This is a genomic window from Streptomyces sp. NPDC046862 (assembly GCF_040704615.1).
In the GTDB taxonomy this organism is placed as follows: domain Bacteria; phylum Actinomycetota; class Actinomycetes; order Streptomycetales; family Streptomycetaceae; genus Streptomyces.
Genome location: NZ_JBEYXP010000012.1, coordinates 152,411 through 170,331 on the forward strand (window position 1 = coordinate 152,411; position 17,921 = coordinate 170,331).

The following is a 17,921-nucleotide window of genomic DNA, read 5'->3' on the forward strand; positions in this document are numbered from 1 at the left end:
ATGGCCCCCATCCCCGGCTCCGGCCTGGCCAAGGGCCTGGCCGTCACCCTCCGCACGATGACGAAGAAGACCGTCACCGAGCAGTACCCGGACGCCCAGCCCGACCTTCCGCCCCGCACCCGCGGTGTGATCGGCCTGTTCGAGGAGAACTGCACGGTCTGCATGCTGTGCGCCCGCGAGTGCCCGGACTGGTGCATCTACATCGACTCCCACAAGGAGACGGTCCCGCCCACCGCCCCGGGCGGCCGCGAGCGCAGCCGCAACGTCCTCGACCGCTTCGCCATCGACTTCTCCCTCTGCATGTACTGCGGTATCTGCATCGAGGTCTGCCCCTTCGACGCCCTCTTCTGGTCCCCCGAGTTCGAGTACGCCGAGACCGACATCCGCGAGCTCACCCACGAACGCGACAAGCTCCGCGAGTGGATGTGGACCGTCCCGGCCCCGCCCGCCCTCGACCCCGGCGCGGAGGAGCCCAAGGAGATCGCCGCCGCCCGCAAGTCCGCGGAGAAACTGGCCGCGGCCGCCCAGGCCGCCTCCGAAGCCCAGGCAGAGCCGGAAGCCAACACCGGGTCCGGGACCGATACAGGGTCCGGGACCGACTCCCGGTCAGCCTCCGCCACCCACCGGAAGCCGCAGGAAGGAGAGTCATGAGCCTCTCCGCAGCCGCCGCCACGGTGGCGCACCCCGCGACCACGGCGGCCGGTGCCGCCACCGCCGCCGACACCCACGGCTTCCTCTCCCCGACCGGTGTCGAGATCGCCTTCCTCCTCGTCGGCCTGGTCACCCTCGGCGCCGCGATCGTCACCGTCACCACCCGGCAACTCGTGCACGCCGCGCTGTGGCTGGTGGTCGCGCTCGGCGGCCTCGCCGTCGAGTACCTCCTGCTCACAGCCGAGTTCATCGCCTGGGTGCAGGTCCTCATCTACGTCGGTTCCGTCGTGGTCCTCCTCCTGTTCGGTCTGATGCTCACCAAGGCCCCCATCGGGCGCTCCCCGGACGCCGACTCCGGCAACCGCTGGGCCGCCCTCACCGTGGCCGTCGCCTCGGCCGCCGCCCTGGTCTGGGTCGTCGTCGACGCCTTCCGCACGACGTGGGTCGACCTGGACGGTGCCGCCGCCGGCTCCACCGAGGTCACCGGCAAGGCCCTCTTCCAGAACTGGGTCCTCCCCTTCGAGGCCCTCTCCGTCCTCCTCCTCGCCGCCCTCGTCGGCGCGATCGTCCTCTCCCGCAAGGCAGCCAAGAACGAGCCCCCCGGCAGCAAGGCAGCAGCAGGCAAGGCAGACGGAGACAAGACAGACGGAGACAAGACAGACGGAGACAAGACAGACGCAGACGAGGCAGCAGCGCACAAGGAAGCCGCAGACAAGGAAGAGGCCCGCTGATGCACCTCGCCTACCCCGCCGTGCTCTCCAGCCTCCTCTTCTGCACCGGCCTGTACGGCGTCCTCGCGCGCCGCAACGCCATCCTGGTCCTCATGTCGGTCGAGCTGATGCTCAACGCCGTCAACCTCAACCTCGTCGCCTTCGACGTCTGGCTCAGCCGGGCCGCACAGGACACCCTGCACTCCGGCCAGGCCCTGACCCTGTTCACCATCGCCATCGCCGCCGCCGAGATCGGCATCGGCCTGGCGATCGTGCTCGCCGTGTACCGCAACCGCGGCACCTCGGACATCGACAAGCTCCGCGACACCGCCGAGGGCCACGAATCCGACGGCCATGGCACCGACGGCCCCGACAGCGAAGCCCCCGCTGCCCAGAAGGCTAAGGCCACCGCGTGACCACGACCACCCTCGCCGCCCTCGTCCCCCTCCTTCCGTTCCTCGGCGCGGCCGCCGGCCTGCTCCTGGGACGTACGGCCCCCGGCTTCGTCCGGCCCCTCGCCGTCCTGCCGACCCTCGCGGCCTTCGCGCTCGCCGTGATCGTGGCCATGCGCCAAGGCGGTGGCAGGGCCATCGTCGCGGCCACCGAACTCACGCCGACCGGCTCGGTGCCCATCGACCTCGCCCTGTACATCGACGGCTTCGCGGCCCTCGTCGCCGTCCTCGTCGGCCTGGTCGCGACCTGCGTGCAGATCTACTCGACGGGCTACCTGCGCGACGACCCGCGCTACCCCTCGTACGCCGCGCTCGTCTCCCTGTTCACCTCCGCGATGCTGCTCGTCGTCTACTCCGGCGACCTGATGGTGCTGCTGGTCGGCTGGGAGATCATGGGTATCTGCTCGTACTTCCTGGTCGGCCACTACTGGGAGACCCCGGAGGCCCGCGCCGCCTCCATCAAGGCCTTCCTGGTCACCAAGCTCGGTGATGTCCCCTTCCTCATCGGCCTGTTCGCGCTCGCCGTGGACGCCGGTTCCTTCCGCATCACGACCGTCCTGGGCGCGGTCGCGAGCGGCGGACTCGACCATCCGACGCTCATCGCCCTGCTTCTCCTGGCGGGTGTGGCGGGCAAGTCGGCGCAGTTCCCGCTCCACACCTGGCTCCCCGACGCGATGGCGGGCCCCACACCCGTCTCCGCGCTGATCCACGCCGCCACGATGGTGGCCGCCGGCGTCTACTTCATCGCCCGGCTCCTTCCCGTCTTCGCCGCCTCCTCGGCAGCCCTGCTCGTCATGGCCGTCATGGCCGCGGTCACGATGGTCGGCTCCGGCCTCGCCGCGCTCGCCCAGGACGACATCAAGCGCGTCCTCGCCTACTCGACGATCGGCCAGCTCGGCTACATGACCGGCGCGCTCGCCGTCGGCGACCGTGGAGCCGCCGTCTTCCACCTCCTCTCGCACGGCGCCTTCAAGGCGCTGCTGTTCCTCGCGGCCGGCGTGATCATCCACGCCGCCGGCACCAACTCGCTGGCCGCCATGTCCCGTATGAAGGGCCTGCGCGACCGCGTCCCCGACGCCTACTGGACGATGACCGTGGCGCTCCTCGCCCTCGCCGCGATCCCTCCCTTCAGCGGCTTCTTCACCAAGGAGGCCGTCCTCGGCGCCGCCGAACACGTCGCCACCGGCCACGCCGAGGGCATCCCCGGCTCCGCGGGCTGGATCGTCCTCGTCTCCGGCCTGCTCACGGCCCTGCTCACCGCCGCGTACGCCATGCGCCTGTGGCTGCTCGCCTTCTACGGTCGCGGTGCCGAGGCCCCCGACCACGGCAAACAGCCGCTGACCATGAACGCCGTGCTGTGGCTCCTCGCCGTCCCGTCCCTCGCCTTCGGCCTGGCCACCGGCCCGCTGCCCGACTGGTTCGACGGACGCGACCTCACCCCGACCCTCACGACCGCCGTCCTCGGAACGGGCCTCGCCCTGGTCGGCGGACTGGTGACCTACGGCGCCTGGAAGCACACCACCGCGCTCGCGGCCGACGTCCCGCTGGGCGCGGTCGCCGCCCACCCCGAGGGCGACGCCGGGCAGGTCGAGGCCGAGGCCATCGCGAGCCACGCGCCCGCCTACGGAAACGTGGCCGCCGCACCCGACCCGGCAGACCCGGGCCGACTGCTGCTCGGCCCGCTGCACCGCCACGCGGCCGTCGGCTTCCATCTCGACGCCGTGTACAGGACGCTCTTCGTCCGACCGGTCCAGGCCGGAGCGAGTCTCGTCCGGTTCCTCGACCGTGAGGTCGTCGACACCTACGTCCACGGCGCCGGCGCCGTACCCCGCCTGCTCGGCGCGGCCGTACGGCGCGCCCAGACCGGCAATGTGCAGACCTATGTGAGCGCGCTGCTCGCCGGCACCGTCGTCCTGGCGGTCGCCGTCGTCCTCGTCGCCACGGGAGCGTGAGCAGGCGTGATCGATATCAGCGAGTCCGTGATGCAGTTCCTTCTGGCGTTCGTCGTCGTCGGCCCGCTCCTCGGCGCCGCCGCGGCTCTCCTGCCCGCCCCGCCGGGGCTGAAGGGGAAGTCACCCGAGCAGGCGGTGCTCCGCCACGGCGTGACCGTGACCGGCGCGGTCCTCATCGCCGCGATCGTCCTCGCGCTCGGCTTCGACCACGACCAACCGTCGAAGATGCAGGCCAGCACGGACATCAGCTGGATCCCCGCACTCGACGTGCGCATCCACCTCGGCATCGACGGCATCTCCCTCCCCCTTCTGGTCCTGACCGCGCTGCTGACCTTCCTCTGCGCGCTGTACTCCTACTTCAAGATGCCTTCGGGCCCGTCCCCGAAGGCCTTCGTCGCCCTGGTACTCGTCCTCGAGTCCGGCACCCTCGCGACCTTCGCCGTCCTCGACCTGCTGCTCTTCTTCCTCGCGTTCGAGATGGTGCTCATCCCGATGTACTTCCTCATCGCCCGCTGGGGCGGTGAGCAACGGACCCGGGCCGCCTGGAAGTTCATCCTCTTCACACTGCTCGGCTCCGTCGTGATGCTGCTGGGCCTGCTCCTGATCGGAATCAAGGCGGGCACGTTCGACATGGTGGCACTCGCCACTGACAACGACCCGTCGCTCACCACATCCGTGCAGGTCATCGCCGTTCTGGCGGTCGGAATCGGGCTCGCCGTCAAGACGCCGATGTGGCCGCTGCACAGCTGGCTTCCGGACGCCCACACCGCGGCCCCCACCGTCGGCTCGGTCCTGCTGGCCGGTGTACTGCTGAAGATGGGTACGTACGGGTTCGTTCGGATCCTCCTGCCGATCACCCCCGACGGCTTCCGCACCTTCGCGCCATACCTCGCGGCCTTCGCCGTCGTCGGCATCATCTACGGCTCGCTGGCCTGCCTCGCCCTCGCCAAGCAGGGAGCCAAGGGCGACCTCAAGCGCCTCATCGCCTACTCCTCCGTCGGCCACATGGGCTTCGTCCTGCTCGGCATCGCGACGATGACCCCGACCGGCGTGAACGGCGCGTTGTTCGCGAACATCGCCCACGGCCTCATCACCGGCCTGCTCTTCTTCCTCGTCGGCGCGCTCAAGGACCGTACGGGCACCACCGACCTCGACACCCTCGCCCAGGAGACCGGGGCCGCCCTCTACGGCAAGGCGCCGCGCCTCGGCGGCCTGCTCGCCTTCGGTGCCGTCGCCTCACTCGGGCTGCCGGGGCTCGCCGGATTCTGGGGCGAGATGCTGGCGATGTTCGGCGCGTTCGAGCCCGCCGACGGCCTCAGCCGCCCCGCCTTCCTCACCTTCATGACGATCGCCGCGTTCGGCACGCTCCTCACCGCCGCGTACCTCCTCGTCGTCGTACGCCGTGTCTGCATGGGCGCCGTCCCGCAGGAAGGCCCGCGCCTGACCGACGTTCAGACCTACGAGTTCGCCGCCTGGACCCCGCTCGTCGCCCTCACCGTCCTCGCCGGCCTCTGGCCCGCGGTACTCCTCGGCCTGACCGATCCGGCCGTGCAGCAGCTCCTCGCAGGAGGCACCCGATGAGCTCCCTGGCCCAGTCCGTGGTCCAGTCCGTCGACTGGGTCGCGATCGCGCCGCCCACCATCGCGGCGGTCGTCGGCCTCCTCGTACTGGTCGCCGACCTCTTCGTCGACGACCGCAGGAAGGCGCTGCTCGGCTGGGTGTCGGTCGCGGGACTCACGGTGTCCATCCTCGCGCTGCTGCCCCTCCTGGACGGCGACCGCTCGACCTTCTGCCTGACCGGCGACGGCGACGTCTGCAGCTACGCGGCGGACCGGTTCGCGCTCGTCATCCAGTTCCTCGTCCTCGGCGGCGCCCTCCTCGCCGCCCTGCTGTCGATGACGGCCCTGAAGGACGGCAAGAGGGAACTCCCCGAAGGGGAGTACTGGTTCCTGCTGCTGTCGTCCGCCGCGGGCGCCGCGCTCCTGCCCGCATCGCGGGACCTGGCGACCCTCATCGTCGCCCTGGAGGTCGCCTCCCTGCCCGCCTTCGCCCTCGTCGGCATCCGCCTCGGCGACAAGCGGTCCTCCGAAGCCGCCCTGAAGTTCTTCCTGTCGTCGGTCACGGCGACCGCCGTGAGCCTGATGGGCATCAGCTTCGTGTACGCCTCCACGGGCACCCTGTACCTCACCGAGATCGCCGACGGCATCCGTCAGGTCGACGGTCAGTTCCACACGCTCGCCCAGGCCGGCGTCGTCCTCACCCTCATCGGCTTCGCCTTCAAGACGGCCGCCGTACCGTTCCACTTCTGGGTGCCCGACACCTACGTCGGAGCACCGCTGCCCGTGGCCGCCTACCTCTCGGTCGTCGGCAAGGCGGTGGGCTTCTCCGGCCTGATCCTCGTCACCGTGGTCGCCCTCCCGTCGTACGCCGACGTCTGGGGCCCCGCACTCGCCGTACTGGCCGCCCTCACCATGACCGTCGGGAACGTCGGCGCCCTCCGGCAGCGGGCCACGCGCGCGTACAGCGCGGTACGGCTCCTCGCCTGGTCCTCCGTCGGCCAGGCCGGCTACCTCCTGGTGCCGATAGCGGCGGCCGCGTACTCCGACGACGCCGAGAAGGCGATCGGCTCCACCGTCGCGTACGCCCTGATGTACGCGGCGGTGAACCTCGGCGCCTTCGCCGTGGCCGCGCTCGTGGCCCGCGCGAAGCCGCTGAACCGCCTCAGCGACTACCGCGGCCTGTACGCGGCCAGCCCCGTCACCGCCCTGCTCCTCGGCTTCTTCCTGCTCTGCCTCGCCGGACTCCCGCCCGGCGTCATCGGCCTCTTCGCCAAGGTCACCGTCTTCTCGGCGGCCGTCGACGCGGGCCTCGGCTGGCTCGCCGTGGTCATGGCCGTCAACGTCGTGATCGCTCTCTTCTACTACCTCCAATGGACGGCCCTGCTGTTCCGCGCTCCCGAGGGCGAGCCCGAGAAGCACCGCGTACCGGTCCCGCTGACGGCCGCCATCGCCCTGACCGGAGTCCTCGGAATCGCTCTGTCCGGAGCGCCCCAGCTGGTCCTGCGCTTCTCCGACACCGGCCTCTTCTGACCCGTTGCGGCATCCACGCGCGCGCGTGGGGCACCCGCCCCGACGTGCGCGCGTGGGCCCGGCCTTCGTTCCCCTCACCCGTACGGTCGAGAGCGCCCCGGCGCGCACAAGGGAACTGAGGATCCCCGCCTGGCGTTGACCAGTACGGGAGGGTCCACTGAGAAGTGGAGTCAACAGCATCCGCAAGCAAGGGTTCCCCTGCCGCACGACTTGGAGGGCGTACCGTGCACCGCCGGCACAACGGGCTCAGGACCGCCGTACTCCTCGGGGGGCTGTCCGCACTCATCATCCTGATCGGCAGCTTCTTCGGGCGTACGGGGCTCATCGTGGCGCTGGTCGTCGCGCTCGGCACGAACGCGTACGCCTACTGGAACAGCGACAAGCTGGCTCTACGCGCGATGCGCGCGCGCCCGGTGAGCGAGTTCGAAGCCCCCGCCCTCTACCGCATGGTCCGCGAGCTCTCCACCCAGGCCCGCCAGCCCATGCCCCGCCTGTACATCTCACCGACGGACGCGCCCAACGCGTTCGCGACGGGGCGGAACCCGCGCAACGCGGCGGTGTGCTGCACGGACGGAATCCTGCGCCTCCTGGACGAGCGCGAGCTGCGCGGCGTCATCGGCCACGAGTTGAGCCATGTCTACAACCGGGACATCCTGATCTCATCGGTCGCCGGCGCCCTGGCTTCGGTGATCATGTTCCTGGTCAACTTCGCCTGGCTGATCCCCATCGGCCGCTCCGACGACGACGAGGGACCCGGAATCCTCGGCATGCTGCTGATCCTGATCCTGGGCCCGCTCGCCGCATCCCTGATCCAACTGGCCATCAGCCGCTCCCGCGAGTACGAGGCGGACGCGTCCGGTGCCCAGCTGACCGGCGACCCTCTGGCTCTCGCCAGCGCCCTGCGCAAGCTCGAAGCAGGCACCAAGCAGCTTCCGCTGCCCCCGGAGCCGCGCATCGAGACCGCGAGCCACATGATGATCGCCAACCCCTTCCGCGCAGGCCAGGGGCTGTCCAAGATGTTCTCGACACACCCACCGATGACGGAGCGCATCGCCCGTCTCGAGCAGATGGCAGGTCGTCAACAGTGAAGACAATCCTCAACGTCATTTGGCTCGTCGTGAGCGGCTTCTGGCTGTTCCTCGCCTACCTCCTCGCGGGCCTGCTGCTGTGCATCACCATCATCGGCATTCCGTTCGGCATCGCGTCGTTCCGTATCGGTGTCTACGCCCTGTGGCCCTTCGGGTACACGACGATCGAGCGCCGGGACGCGGGCGCGGGCTCCTGCGTCGGCAACGTGCTGTGGCTGGTCCTCGCGGGCTGGTGGCTGGCGCTCGGCCACATCGTGACGGGCATCGCCCTGTGCGTCACGATCATCGGCATCCCTCTGGGCATCGCCAACTTCAAGCTCATCCCGGTCTCGTTGTTCCCCCTCGGGCGAGAGATCGTGCCTACGGACCAGCCGTTCACGCAGACCTGGTAGAGCGGCTCGGGCAGGCCAACCGAAGGGGCTCGGGAAGGCCGCCTGAAGACGCTCGGGAAGGCCGCCCGAAATACCTCCTGTTGCCGGTTGTCCACAGCCTGCCCCGATTGTCAGTGCAGCCCTGCATGATGAACCCATGACCGAGTTCGAGCAGTTGCTGGACAGGGTGGCGGACAAGGCCCGCACCACCCGGCCGTGGGGCTGGCCCTCGCTGCCCGCACCCGTGGACGAGGCGACAGTCACCCGAGCCGAGTCCGCCCTCGGCTTCGCCCTGCCGCCGCATCTCGCCGCGCTCTACCTGCGCATAGGAGACGGTGGATTCGGTCCGGAGTACGGCCTGTTGCCCCTGCTCGACAGCCCGCCCGCCGGCGAGCCCGCCGCCGTCACGCAGTACCTCGCCAGCCGGAAGAGCGGCCGCAAGGACCCCGAGTGGCCCTGGCCCGAGCACGTACTGCCGATATCCCACTGGGGCTGTGGGATGTACGCGTGCGTGGACTGCCGCACCGCCGAGGGCACGGTGCTGCTCTACGAGCCGAACGCCGACGAGGCAGACCACGCCTGGTACATCGACGCGCCCGCCCTCACCCAGTGGCTGCACACCTGGCTCGACGGCACGGGCTGGTACGAGGAGTCCAACGACGGGGCGGACCTGGCCCCTTGGACCGAGTTCCGGATACGCACAGGGACCGTGCGGGCGTCCTGACCGTACGGCGCGCCCCAGCCGCACCACACGCTGAGCGGAGATCGAGCGCCTGCCGCAGGGGCGCCGCCCATCAGGCTCCCGCTGCCCGGCCCCGCGAACCCCACCACCGCCGTACCCCGTACGCGGCGGCCCCCACGCCCAGGACGGCCGCGCCCACAGCCACCGACACCCCGGGCAGCGCGAACGCCAGAGTGACGCAACCGACGAGCCCGACCACCGGTACGACCCGCGCCAACGGGGCCGGACTCAGCGTCCAGGCCGAGGCGTTGGCCACGGCGTAGTACGCGAGCACACCGAAGGAGGAGAAACCGATCGCGCCCCGCACATCCGTGGTGGCGGCCAGGACGGCGACCACCGCGCCGACGGCCAGTTCGGCTCGGTGCGGCACCTGGAAGCGCGGGTGCACGACAGCCAGGGCGCCGGGCAGATGCCGGTCGCGGGCCATGGCGAGCGTCGTCCGGGAGACCCCCAGGATGAGCGCCAGCAGCGACCCCAGCGCGGCCACGGCGGCACCGACCCGCACCACGGGAACGAGCCCCGGGACACCGGCGGCCCGGACCGCGTCGGCCAGCGGCGCCGAGGCCTGCCCGAGCCCGCCGGGTCCCAGCACGGAAAGGACAGCGACAGCCACGGCGGTGTACACCACGAGCGCGATACCCAGGGCCAGCGGGATCGCGCGGGGGATGGTGCGTGCCGGATCCCGCACCTCCTCGCCGAGGGTCGCGATCCGCGCGTACCCGGCGAACGCGAAGAACAGCAGGCCCGCCGCCTGAAGCACCCCGCCGGCGCCCGACGAGAGCCCGATGTCCAGCCGGCCGGCGTCGAACTCCCCGGACCCGAGACACACGACCACCACGGAAGCGAGGACCGCCAGCACCACCGCCACGATCACCCGCGTCAGCCAGGCGGACTTCTGGATGCCGCCGTAGTTCACCGCGGTCAGCGCCACCACGGCCGCGATGGCCACGGTGTGCGCCTGAGCAGGCCAGACGTACGCGCCCACGGTGAGCGCCATCGCCGCGCACGACGCCGTCTTGCCGACGACGAACGACCAGCCCGCCAGGTACCCCCAGAAATCCCCGAGCCGCTCGCGCCCGTACACGTACGTACCGCCCGAAGCGGGGTAGAGGGCCGCCAGCCGTGCCGATGACATGGCGTTGCAGTAGGCGACCACGGCGGCCACCCCGAGACCGAGGAGGAGTCCGGATCCGGCCACGGCCGCCGCCGGTTCCAGCGCGGCGAAGACGCCCGCCCCCACCATCGATCCCAGACCGATGACCACGGCGTCACCGACGCCGAGCGTCCGCCGCAGGCTGGTGTTCGAACCGGTCTCTGTCATGGCCCGAACCCTACTGATCAGCGCAACCGGCAGGCACCGCCGAGACGTCCTCCATCACAACAAGACACCAAGAGAGCGACACACCGGGACAAGCAGCTCACGGGACGAGCATCATCAGCACCATGCATGCGTCCCAGGCAACGCAAGTGACAGATGCGACACGTGTGAAAACAGCCTGGCCGGAGCAGGAGTACAGCGCACACACAGGACGGAAGGGCAGGTTCACGGCATGGGCATCATCAGCTGGATCATTCTGGGGCTGTTGGCCGGAGCCATCGCCAAGTTCCTGCTGCCCGGGCGCGACCCGGGCGGCTTCTTCGGCACGACCCTCATCGGTATCGCGGGCGCGTTCATCGGTGGCTGGATATCGGCCCGTTGGATGGACCACCCCATCAACAAGGACTTCTACGACGGCGCCACCTGGGCCGCGGCCATCGGCGGCTCCCTCGTGCTGCTGATCGCCTACCGCATACTCTTCGGCAACTCACGCCGCTGATCACGCACCCTGAGCCCGCAGTCGGCAGGCGAGAGGGCCGCCCCGGCGTCAGTAGGCGCAGGAGCGGCCCTCATCGTGTCCGTCCCCGGCGAGCCGGCCGCACAGCACGGGTCTCCCGCGTCACGGACCACCAATTTCCGCTCACCGGAACTCAGTTGCTCACCACCGGCCTTGGCCGGCTTACCGGTAGTTCACGAACTGAAGGGCGAAGTCGAAGTCCTTGCCCTTCAGAAGGGCGATGATGGTCTGCAGGTCGTCGCGGCTCTTGGAGCTGACCCGGAGCTCCTCACCCTGCACCTGGGCCTTCACGCCCTTCGGGCCCTCGTCACGGATGATCTTCGCCACCTTCTTGGCGTTCTCCTGGGAGATGCCCTCCTCGATCGAAGCGAAGATCTTGTACTCCTTGCCGGACAACTGGGGCTCGCCCGCGTCCAGCGCCTTCAGGGAGATGCCGCGCTTGATCAGCTTGGACTGGAAGACGTCGAGGATCGCCTTCACCCGGTCCTCGGAGTTCGCCTCCATCAGGATCTTGTCCCCGGACCACGAGATCGAGGCACCCACGCCCTTGAAGTCGTAGCGCTGCGAGATTTCCTTGGCGGCCTGGTTGAGGGCGTTGTCGACCTCCTGCCGCTCGACCTTCGAGACGATGTCGAAACTGGAGTCGGCCATGTCCTGTGGCTCCTTGTATCGGGTGTGCGAATCGGGTGCGTATCGGCGTACGTAGAGGCGGTCGCCGAGCCCGGTGTCGATCCCGGGCCGCATCCGCATAAGCCTAGCCACCCCCTCCCCTCGGAGCGCAGATCAATGGGGTGGCGAAGCACCCCCGCGCATCAGGTATCGTTTACGTCGTTGCCACGGAGCACCGCCGAAAAGGCGGTTCAACGGGCAGCAACCCCCGGCGGTGTGCCCGAGCGGCCAAAGGGAGCAGACTGTAAATCTGCCGGCTCAGCCTTCCCAGGTTCGAATCCTGGCGCCGCCACACGACCGAAAGGGTCCGTGACCAGCGAAAACGCTGGATGCGGACCCTTTCGTCGTTCAGGGTGATCGTGGAGCCATTTTGAGTGACTTGTCCCACCTTGTCTCACCCTGATTCACGTGTTGACCAGTGCGTGTGGGGCATCCGTGGGGCAGCGTGGGCGGGTCAGCTCCAGCGCTTGAGCGCCTCGTCGATCCGGGCGTTCGCCATAGCCGTCGCGCCGTCCAGACACTTCGCGTAGACCTTGAGCAGCACGGCCACCGAGTGCCCCGCGCGGCGAGCGACCTCCACCGGGTCGACCCCGGAGTTCAGCCACAGAGAGACGCATGCGTGACGTAGATCATATGGGCGCGCGGCGAGCGGGGAGGCCTGCTGCTGAGGGGTGAAAGCCTGCTTCCGCGCTCGGGCCCACACCTCGCCGTAGCCGCTCTCCTGCACCAGGCCGCCGCGCGCCGTGCGGAAGAGTCGCCCGTCGGGCGCCACACCGTGATTCTGGATGTGCTCACGGAGCATGGCAGTGAAGTGCGGCGGGATGGGGACGTGCCGGATCTCCCGTTCCGGTCGCCACTTCAGGCCGCGTTCGTCGTGAGGCTTGCCCGAATCGGTCCAGCCTCGCCCGACGCGCGGACGGGAACCGTCCAGGTGCAGCGTGCCCCACCCTGACGCGGGCAGCTCGCAGTTCTCCTGACGGAGCCAGACGGCCTCCGCCGGACGCATGGCCGCGTGATACAGGCACCCGAAGAACGCCCTCAGGTGCTCCCCGCGGGCGCCCTGCTCCCCGACCGCGTCGAGCAGCGTTCGTGCCTGTCGGGGGTTGACGACACAGCCGGGGTCGATCTCGTCGACGGACGGAGGGATCACCCACTGAACCTGGGGGAGTGGGTTGTGGGGGAGGCGCCGGGCCTCCACGGCGAATCCCAGCGCGTTGTGGAAGATCGCGCGCTTGCGCTTCACGGTGGACGCGGCAGCCTTCTTTCCGTCCAGGCGCTGAGTGAACGCGGTGAGCACCTTGCGGATCACAAGGGGATCGTCCAGGGCGCTGACGGGAAGGGCGTTGCGCTCCACCCACGCGAGTACGCGCGAGACTTCCGCCGGCGGGTCGTCCGTCCAGCGGTTGAGGTTGAAAGCCCAGCTATAGAGGGCGTGCCGCAGGTCCCGCGCGTCCGGCATGCCGCGACGGCTGGTCACCAGAGCCGGTGTGGCCGTGGCCATGGCGTCGGCGAGGGTCGTCCTGGTCTTGGCGGGCGACGTGGGCCACTTCATCTCGATGTAGTCGCGCGCGTGCTTGTACCAGCTCACGTCATTGCGCTGCCGAAGTTCCTTCATCGGAACGCCGGTGGCCTCGTCGAAGGGTTCGCCGGCGTTCACGGCCATCAACAGCTCGGCACGGCGACTGTCGGCGAGCGTCTTGGTGCCGAACGTCTGGGAGTGCGGAGTGTCGCCCACCTTCCACCGCAGTTCGGCGGTGGACTGGCCACGGTCCTTGCGCTGACGAGTGGCCCAGATCCGAACGTTGTACGTGGTGCCCACACGGTTCCTTTCATGAGAACGGGCCCGCCGTGTGGCGGGCCCGTGATCGAGCGGCAGTCAGTAGGCGGGGCGTTCGAGGCGGTCCCACCAGTCGTCCAGGTCGCTGCGGGTCACGCGTATCTGGCCGTTGGGGAGGTAGGTGATGCGAGGCGCCTTGCCACGGGCCCTCATGCGGTAGAAGGCAGCGCGGCTCATCTTGATCTCTGCGAGGACTTCAGGGAGCTTGAGCTTCTGAGTGCCTGCCACAGTCGGGACTCCTCCAGGGGCTCGGAGAGTTGGAGTGACATTGCTCTGAGTCGCGACTCATCGCGACTCAGAGCCGGTGAGAGGGGGTCTGAGTCGCGATGAGTCACGACTCAGGCAGATGTGGTTCGGACTGGTTGAGGGTGATCCCGTTGTAGGTGGCCACCTGTCGGCCGTACGCGTCCCGGGGCCGGGTCCGGTTGAGCTGGGGGATGACGGAGAGCAGGTTGCGGCCGAACACCTGCTTCGTGCCGGGGCGGACGCCGTTGTCCTCGGCCCAGTCCCGCCAGACGGCCCACAGGGCATCCACGGGCACGCTGCACGTGGGGCCGGTGGTGCACCGCTCGCGTACGAAAGCGCTGGTCGGGCTCGCTGTGTCCCGCATGGTGGTGATCGCTTCGCGGCTGGATGACGGTTCGGTGATCCGTCCGTTGCGCTTGAGGCGGGCGAGTCCTTCCAGGGCCCAGTTGAGGATGCCGGGCATTTCGGCGGTGAGCCGGTCGGTGAGGGTGGTGTCTTCCTTGCCGAGCCAGGACATGCGCATGCTGAGCAGGATGAACCGGTTGGCGATGACGCCGGAGGAGTCGCCGAAGTGCGGCAGTTCGTTGGACAGGATCATCAGCCGGGTGGGCAGCTTGCCGGTCCACTGCTCGCGGTACTTGCGGTCGATGTCGATCGTGTCGTCACCGGAGATCGTCAGCAGCCGCTCTACGACCTGGGTGTTGTCGTTGCCTGCCAGACGGGCGTCGGAGATGACGGCGAGCGGCTTTCCGACGAGGGTGGCCAGTCCGAAGTTCGTGCCGAGTCCCGCGAGGGTCGGTCCGGCCAGGTTCTCCTTGCCGACCAGCTCTTTCAGCACGCGGGCGATGGTGCCCTTGCCTGAGCGGGACGGGCCGACGATGAGCAGAATCTTCTGCTGGTCGGTCCGGCCGGAGACGACGTAGCCGAACCATTCCTGAAGTGCGGCGATGGCGTCGGGGTCGTCGGGCCAGATCTGCGCCAGGAACCGTTCCCACGTGGACGCGGTGGCGTCGGGGTCGTAGGCGAACGGGACGGAGACGAGGTTGAAGAACTCCGGCGAGTGCGGCAGAAGCGCACGGTCCTGGATGCGCAGCAACCCGTTCGCGCACGCCACGATGGGCCCCTGGTCCGGGCCGGCGGCGCCCTGTTCGTCGAGCCATGCCGGGGCGTCGGTCTCGGTGGGCAGGAGCGTGATCGCGCCCATGGCGTCGAGCAGGTTGCTGATCTTCTGCTTCGTGGGCGCCCAATCGCGTTCCTCGGTCTCGCCGTCCTTGCCGGGCGCCTGGTAGACGGCGTGCTCCAAGCGCGTGTACATGGCGGCGCGCATCTGCGCGTCGTCCAGCTCGCGCCAGCAGGTGCCGTTCCAGCGCATCCATGAGGCGCGCCACCGTCGGCACACCAGGTGCCCGCCGGTCTGCCAGTCGGGCAGGAGACGGCGGGCGACGGCCAGGGGGTTGGACGGCGGCGGGAGTTCCTCGGTGCGGGTGGGGTCGGTCATGCCGCGTGCCTCCCTTCCTGGGGGTTGCGGAGCGGGCATGCGTCGCGGTGGGTGTCGTATGCGGTGACCAGGGCGGCCACGGCGCGGGCGCCGGTGGCCGTGCCGGTCTTGCCGCAGGAGCAGGCATACGCGGCGGTCGGGGTGTCGCCGTAGCGCTTGGACCAGCGCGCGCCGTCGTAGTGGTGGCGGTAGACGGGCGGGGCGTAGATGCGGATGCCGGGCCGGTCCGGTGTGGGGTTGCCGGTGTCGTCAGAGCGTGGGTCAGAACGAAGGGCAGAAAGGACGCCCTGACGGGCGGCGACCTTCGGCACGCCCACGGCTGTCTGTGGCGGGCCCTGTCCGGCGCCCTGGGGGCCGCTGTCGGGGGTCGGGGATGTTGTGCTCATGTCGCGCGCTCCGCTGCCGTGCTCAGGCCGTTGGTGACGGCTCGGCGGGCGTAGGTCTCGGGGACACCGACTAGGACGGCGGCGGCCACGATCTCCTCGCCGATGGCGTCCAGTCCGCACGGTCCGGGGCACTGGGTGTGCTGGGTGGCGAGGAAGCGGGCCACGCCGAACGCCTGTGATCCCGCGCCGGATTCGGTGCGGGCCCGTACGAGGGCGAGTCCGCGGTCCAGGCCGGTACGGACGAATCGCTCGGTGTGTCGGCATCCGGTTGCCACGGAACGGTCCCAGGTGGCGCGCGCGGCGACGGAAGAGGCCACCCCGCCCCGCGCGGGGGTGGTGTCTTCCCTCACCACTAGGGCGCGGACGGCCGATGGCAGAGCCGTCATGCGCCCGGTGCCGAGACCGAGCCAACGGGCGTACTGGCTGTGTGACTTGATGTCCACGCCGGGGCGGACCGCGTTGGCGGACGGCATGGCGCCCTGGTAGATCCAGTGCTGGCCCCGTGTGGTGGGCACGGTGCGAGTTGCGGGCAGCGTGGCACGCGCCCACGCCACGGCCGCCGCGTTGTCCAGGTCGACCACCGTCAGCCCCGCCCCACCGGGGTGATAGGCGACCGCCACCGCCTCACGCCACACCGAAGCCCACACGGGGGAGGTGAGCACGTGCGGGTTGGTGGTGGCGGCGGCCCACGCGTGGCAGACGCGGGGGCACTGACAGGGGCCGGCGTTCTTCATGTTCGGTCGTCCGCCACACGCGTTGCCGGTGCAGTCGGGGCAGTTGCCGAACGGCACCTTTCCCGCTCGCAGGGGCAGGGGCGGGATGCCGTGTGTGGCCAGCATGAGCGCGGTGTCCAGCATGGTCGGGGCGGTGGTCACGCGGCCACCTCCAACGCGGGGGCGAGGGTGGCGAGGTAGGCGCGGCCGATCCACTCGGTGTAGGCGGGTGGCAGTGCCTCGCGCAGACGGAGGTGGTCGGTGGACCAGTCGATCCGCTTGGCGGCGCGGATCTCCTCCACGGTGGCTTTGCCGCCGCCCTTGCCGTACGCGGCGACGTAGGGGCCGTCGAAGTACTCGCCGTGGCGATATCCGCGCACCCTGCCCCGGTGTCGGGGGTGGGCCGGCCGCGCGGTCGTCCAGCCGCCCAGCTCGAAGTAGCGGTGCATGAGCACGGCGAGGCCGAACTGTTCCCCGCACAGACGGATGTCCTTGCGGACCTCGGAGCCGGCCACGTTCTCGATCACGTACGGGCGGCCGGTGGTCTCCAGCGCGGCGCGGGTGGGTGCGATGAGCCTCGGGTAGGTGCGGCCGATGGCCGCGTTGCGGGCCTTGTTCGTGCCCTTGGTCGGCGCGCCCTCTCCCTGGCAGGGCGGGGAGGCGTGGATGAAGTCGAACTCGTGGCCGTGGGCGAGGATGAAGGCGATGGCGTCGCCCTGGTGGAAGTCGTCGCCGCAGTAGTCCGGTTGGGCTTCCTTGTCGACGCCGGTGATGTGGCAGTCCTCGCCGAACGCGGCGCGGTAGCCCTTGGTGCCGCCGCCGATGCAGGAGTAGGCGTCCAGGACCCGGAAGGGCCGGAAGGTATCCGGCACTCGCCGGAAGAGGGTGTGTTGGGTCATGCTGGGAGATCTCCAGTTCCTTGGTGGATGCTGGCGAGCAAGGGCGGCCCCGGTCTTTGGCGAGAGGGGGGCCGCCCTTGGCGTAGCTAGAAGGGCGGTTCGTTGCTGTAGCCGTGGCTGGCCCACGGATCGCGGACGCGGTGGCGCCGCCGCATCCACCGGGGCAGGCGCGGCAGGGGGAGCAGGACCATGCGCCTCTCGGTCCAGCAGGGGCAGGGCTCCCAGTCGGTGCCGGCGTACTCGCCGGTCTCGTAGTCGCCGTAGTCGTGCTCGATGCCGCCCACGCCGTCGCACTCGGTGCAGTCCGGGCGGGGCGTGTCGGTGAGGATCAGAGCGGGTCGGGGCCAGGTGGCGCGCTGGATACGCAGTCGGACCATGGGGTTTCCCTTCGGGCTACTTGCGGCGGGCGAGTTTGAAGGTGATGCCGCCGCCGATGCCGATGGGTCCGGCGGCGCCCGCGATGACGGTGACGGCGTGGGCGGTGGCGTCCAGGAGCGCGCACAGGGCGACGACCAGCCCCCAGCCGCCGACTGCGGCGGCGCCCGCGATGGCGAGCGGGATCAGCACCCGCCGCCACGGGATGCCGGTGGGGGTGGCGCCGTTGACGACGATGACGATCGGGGCGCCGGTCGCCTGTGCGCGGCGGTAGTCGTCGGCGGGGATGTGCGGGGCGAGGTTCCCCGGCGGTTCGTGGTGGGTCATGTGCGCTCCCTTCTGGGACGGCGGCGGGCCCGCGCCGGGGTGTGGCGCGGGCCCGCGGGATCGGGTGTCAGGCGTGAGTGT

General features: G+C 70.0%; 20 protein-coding genes and 1 tRNA gene. 11 read left to right on the top strand and 10 right to left on the bottom strand.

Going from position 1 to position 17,921, the window contains the following annotated elements:
• The 9 genes from AB0959_RS15870 to AB0959_RS15910 all read left to right on the top strand — a co-directional run bounded on the left by AB0959_RS15870 (nucleotide 1) and on the right by AB0959_RS15910 (nucleotide 9,037).
• Entirely contained in the window at nucleotides 1–651 is a 651-nt protein-coding gene (locus AB0959_RS15870; protein ID WP_366826986.1) for an NADH-quinone oxidoreductase subunit I, read from the top strand.
• Nucleotides 648–1,382, top strand: coding sequence for an NADH-quinone oxidoreductase subunit J (locus AB0959_RS15875; protein WP_366826987.1), 735 nt, complete (start codon nucleotides 648–650; stop codon nucleotides 1,380–1,382). The genes AB0959_RS15870 and AB0959_RS15875 overlap by 4 nt, the downstream gene beginning before the upstream one ends.
• Nucleotides 1,382–1,777 carry an NADH-quinone oxidoreductase subunit NuoK gene (gene nuoK / locus AB0959_RS15880; protein WP_366826988.1) on the top strand — a complete coding sequence of 132 codons (396 nt, stop codon included), beginning with the start codon at nucleotides 1,382–1,384 and terminating at the stop codon, nucleotides 1,775–1,777. Before AB0959_RS15875 ends, nuoK begins: the two co-directional genes overlap by 1 nt.
• A complete protein-coding gene (locus AB0959_RS15885) occupies nucleotides 1,774–3,765 on the top strand; it encodes an NADH-quinone oxidoreductase subunit L (protein ID WP_366826989.1) in 1,992 nt (663 codons plus the stop codon). The genes nuoK and AB0959_RS15885 overlap by 4 nt, the downstream gene beginning before the upstream one ends.
• A gap of 6 nt (nucleotides 3,766–3,771) precedes the next feature.
• Nucleotides 3,772–5,346 carry an NADH-quinone oxidoreductase subunit M gene (locus tag AB0959_RS15890; protein WP_366826990.1) on the top strand — a complete coding sequence of 525 codons (1,575 nt, stop codon included), beginning with the start codon at nucleotides 3,772–3,774 and terminating at the stop codon, nucleotides 5,344–5,346.
• On the top strand, nucleotides 5,343–6,854 hold the full coding sequence (locus AB0959_RS15895; protein ID WP_366826991.1) for an NADH-quinone oxidoreductase subunit N: 1,512 nt from the start codon (nucleotides 5,343–5,345) through the stop codon (nucleotides 6,852–6,854). The genes AB0959_RS15890 and AB0959_RS15895 overlap by 4 nt, the downstream gene beginning before the upstream one ends.
• A 224-nt stretch (nucleotides 6,855–7,078) precedes the next feature.
• Nucleotides 7,079–7,942 (top strand): zinc metalloprotease HtpX, encoded by an 864-nt coding sequence (gene htpX, locus AB0959_RS15900; protein ID WP_366826992.1) that lies wholly within the window; start codon nucleotides 7,079–7,081, stop codon nucleotides 7,940–7,942.
• Nucleotides 7,939–8,334 (top strand): YccF domain-containing protein, encoded by a 396-nt coding sequence (locus tag AB0959_RS15905; RefSeq protein ID WP_366826993.1) that lies wholly within the window; start codon nucleotides 7,939–7,941, stop codon nucleotides 8,332–8,334. Before htpX ends, AB0959_RS15905 begins: the two co-directional genes overlap by 4 nt.
• 136 nt (nucleotides 8,335–8,470) lie before the next feature.
• A complete protein-coding gene (locus AB0959_RS15910) occupies nucleotides 8,471–9,037 on the top strand; it encodes an SMI1/KNR4 family protein (RefSeq protein ID WP_366826994.1) in 567 nt (188 codons plus the stop codon).
• A gap of 70 nt (nucleotides 9,038–9,107) precedes the next feature.
• Here the strand turns inward: AB0959_RS15910 and AB0959_RS15915 are convergent, their stop codons facing one another.
• Nucleotides 9,108–10,376 (bottom strand): APC family permease, encoded by a 1,269-nt coding sequence (locus tag AB0959_RS15915; protein ID WP_366826995.1) that lies wholly within the window; start codon nucleotides 10,374–10,376, stop codon nucleotides 9,108–9,110.
• A gap of 229 nt (nucleotides 10,377–10,605) precedes the next feature.
• Here AB0959_RS15915 and AB0959_RS15920 point away from each other — a divergent pair, with 229 nt between their 5' ends.
• On the top strand, nucleotides 10,606–10,872 hold the full coding sequence (locus AB0959_RS15920) for a GlsB/YeaQ/YmgE family stress response membrane protein (RefSeq protein ID WP_366826996.1): 267 nt from the start codon (nucleotides 10,606–10,608) through the stop codon (nucleotides 10,870–10,872).
• Between the two features lie 180 nt (nucleotides 10,873–11,052).
• On the opposite strand, the gene AB0959_RS15925 is transcribed toward AB0959_RS15920, so the two are convergent.
• On the bottom strand, nucleotides 11,053–11,541 hold the full coding sequence (locus AB0959_RS15925; RefSeq protein ID WP_366826997.1) for a YajQ family cyclic di-GMP-binding protein: 489 nt from the start codon (nucleotides 11,539–11,541) through the stop codon (nucleotides 11,053–11,055).
• Nucleotides 11,542–11,769: 228 nt separating this feature from the next.
• Here AB0959_RS15925 and AB0959_RS15930 point away from each other — a divergent pair.
• Nucleotides 11,770–11,851 (top strand) — tRNA-Tyr (locus tag AB0959_RS15930).
• Nucleotides 11,852–12,013: 162 nt separating this feature from the next.
• Here AB0959_RS15930 and AB0959_RS15935 read toward each other — a convergent pair.
• From AB0959_RS15935 to AB0959_RS15970, 8 genes are all read right to left on the bottom strand, one after another.
• Nucleotides 12,014–13,378, bottom strand: coding sequence for a tyrosine-type recombinase/integrase (locus AB0959_RS15935; RefSeq protein WP_366826998.1), 1,365 nt, complete (start codon nucleotides 13,376–13,378; stop codon nucleotides 12,014–12,016).
• Between the two features lie 57 nt (nucleotides 13,379–13,435).
• Complete coding sequence (locus tag AB0959_RS15940; RefSeq protein ID WP_366826999.1) at nucleotides 13,436–13,624, bottom strand: helix-turn-helix domain-containing protein; 189 nt, start codon at nucleotides 13,622–13,624, stop codon at nucleotides 13,436–13,438.
• Between the two features lie 103 nt (nucleotides 13,625–13,727).
• Nucleotides 13,728–15,140, bottom strand: coding sequence for a phage/plasmid primase, P4 family (locus AB0959_RS15945; RefSeq protein ID WP_366827000.1), 1,413 nt, complete (start codon nucleotides 15,138–15,140; stop codon nucleotides 13,728–13,730).
• Nucleotides 15,137–15,526, bottom strand: coding sequence for a hypothetical protein (locus tag AB0959_RS15950; RefSeq protein WP_366827001.1), 390 nt, complete (start codon nucleotides 15,524–15,526; stop codon nucleotides 15,137–15,139). The genes AB0959_RS15945 and AB0959_RS15950 overlap by 4 nt, the downstream gene beginning before the upstream one ends.
• A complete protein-coding gene (locus AB0959_RS15955) occupies nucleotides 15,523–16,383 on the bottom strand; it encodes a DNA primase (RefSeq protein WP_366827071.1) in 861 nt (286 codons plus the stop codon). The genes AB0959_RS15950 and AB0959_RS15955 overlap by 4 nt, the downstream gene beginning before the upstream one ends.
• A 14-nt stretch (nucleotides 16,384–16,397) precedes the next feature.
• The gene (locus AB0959_RS15960; protein ID WP_366827002.1) at nucleotides 16,398–17,138 is read right to left on the bottom strand and encodes a DNA methylase; all 741 of its coding nucleotides are present in this window, start codon (nucleotides 17,136–17,138) and stop codon (nucleotides 16,398–16,400) included.
• Nucleotides 17,139–17,224: 86 nt separating this feature from the next.
• On the bottom strand, nucleotides 17,225–17,515 hold the full coding sequence (locus AB0959_RS15965; protein WP_366827003.1) for a hypothetical protein: 291 nt from the start codon (nucleotides 17,513–17,515) through the stop codon (nucleotides 17,225–17,227).
• Nucleotides 17,516–17,531: 16 nt separating this feature from the next.
• Entirely contained in the window at nucleotides 17,532–17,840 is a 309-nt protein-coding gene (locus tag AB0959_RS15970; RefSeq protein ID WP_366827004.1) for a hypothetical protein, read from the bottom strand.
• Nucleotides 17,841–17,921 lie beyond the last annotated feature (81 nt).

Excerpts from the sequence above, each read along its gene's own strand:
- nuoK (WP_366826988.1), top strand. The coding sequence starts at position 1,382 with ATGCACCTCGCCTACCCCGCCGTGCTCTCCAGCCTCCTCTTCTGCACC.
- AB0959_RS15910 (WP_366826994.1), top strand. The coding sequence starts at position 8,471 with ATGACCGAGTTCGAGCAGTTGCTGGACAGGGTGGCGGACAAGGCCCGC.
- AB0959_RS15965 (WP_366827003.1), bottom strand. The coding sequence starts at position 17,515 with ATGGTCCGACTGCGTATCCAGCGCGCCACCTGGCCCCGACCCGCTCTG.
- AB0959_RS15945 (WP_366827000.1), bottom strand. The coding sequence starts at position 15,140 with ATGACCGACCCCACCCGCACCGAGGAACTCCCGCCGCCGTCCAACCCC.
- AB0959_RS15955 (WP_366827071.1), bottom strand. The coding sequence starts at position 16,383 with ATGCTGGACACCGCGCTCATGCTGGCCACACACGGCATCCCGCCCCTG.
- AB0959_RS15960 (WP_366827002.1), bottom strand. The coding sequence starts at position 17,138 with ATGACCCAACACACCCTCTTCCGGCGAGTGCCGGATACCTTCCGGCCC.
- AB0959_RS15875 (WP_366826987.1), top strand. The coding sequence starts at position 648 with ATGAGCCTCTCCGCAGCCGCCGCCACGGTGGCGCACCCCGCGACCACG.
- AB0959_RS15915 (WP_366826995.1), bottom strand. The coding sequence starts at position 10,376 with ATGACAGAGACCGGTTCGAACACCAGCCTGCGGCGGACGCTCGGCGTC.
- AB0959_RS15970 (WP_366827004.1), bottom strand. The coding sequence starts at position 17,840 with ATGACCCACCACGAACCGCCGGGGAACCTCGCCCCGCACATCCCCGCC.
- AB0959_RS15870 (WP_366826986.1), top strand. The coding sequence starts at position 1 with ATGGCCCCCATCCCCGGCTCCGGCCTGGCCAAGGGCCTGGCCGTCACC.
- AB0959_RS15895 (WP_366826991.1), top strand. The coding sequence starts at position 5,343 with ATGAGCTCCCTGGCCCAGTCCGTGGTCCAGTCCGTCGACTGGGTCGCG.
- AB0959_RS15925 (WP_366826997.1), bottom strand. The coding sequence starts at position 11,541 with ATGGCCGACTCCAGTTTCGACATCGTCTCGAAGGTCGAGCGGCAGGAG.
- AB0959_RS15950 (WP_366827001.1), bottom strand. The coding sequence starts at position 15,526 with ATGAGCACAACATCCCCGACCCCCGACAGCGGCCCCCAGGGCGCCGGA.
- AB0959_RS15920 (WP_366826996.1), top strand. The coding sequence starts at position 10,606 with ATGGGCATCATCAGCTGGATCATTCTGGGGCTGTTGGCCGGAGCCATC.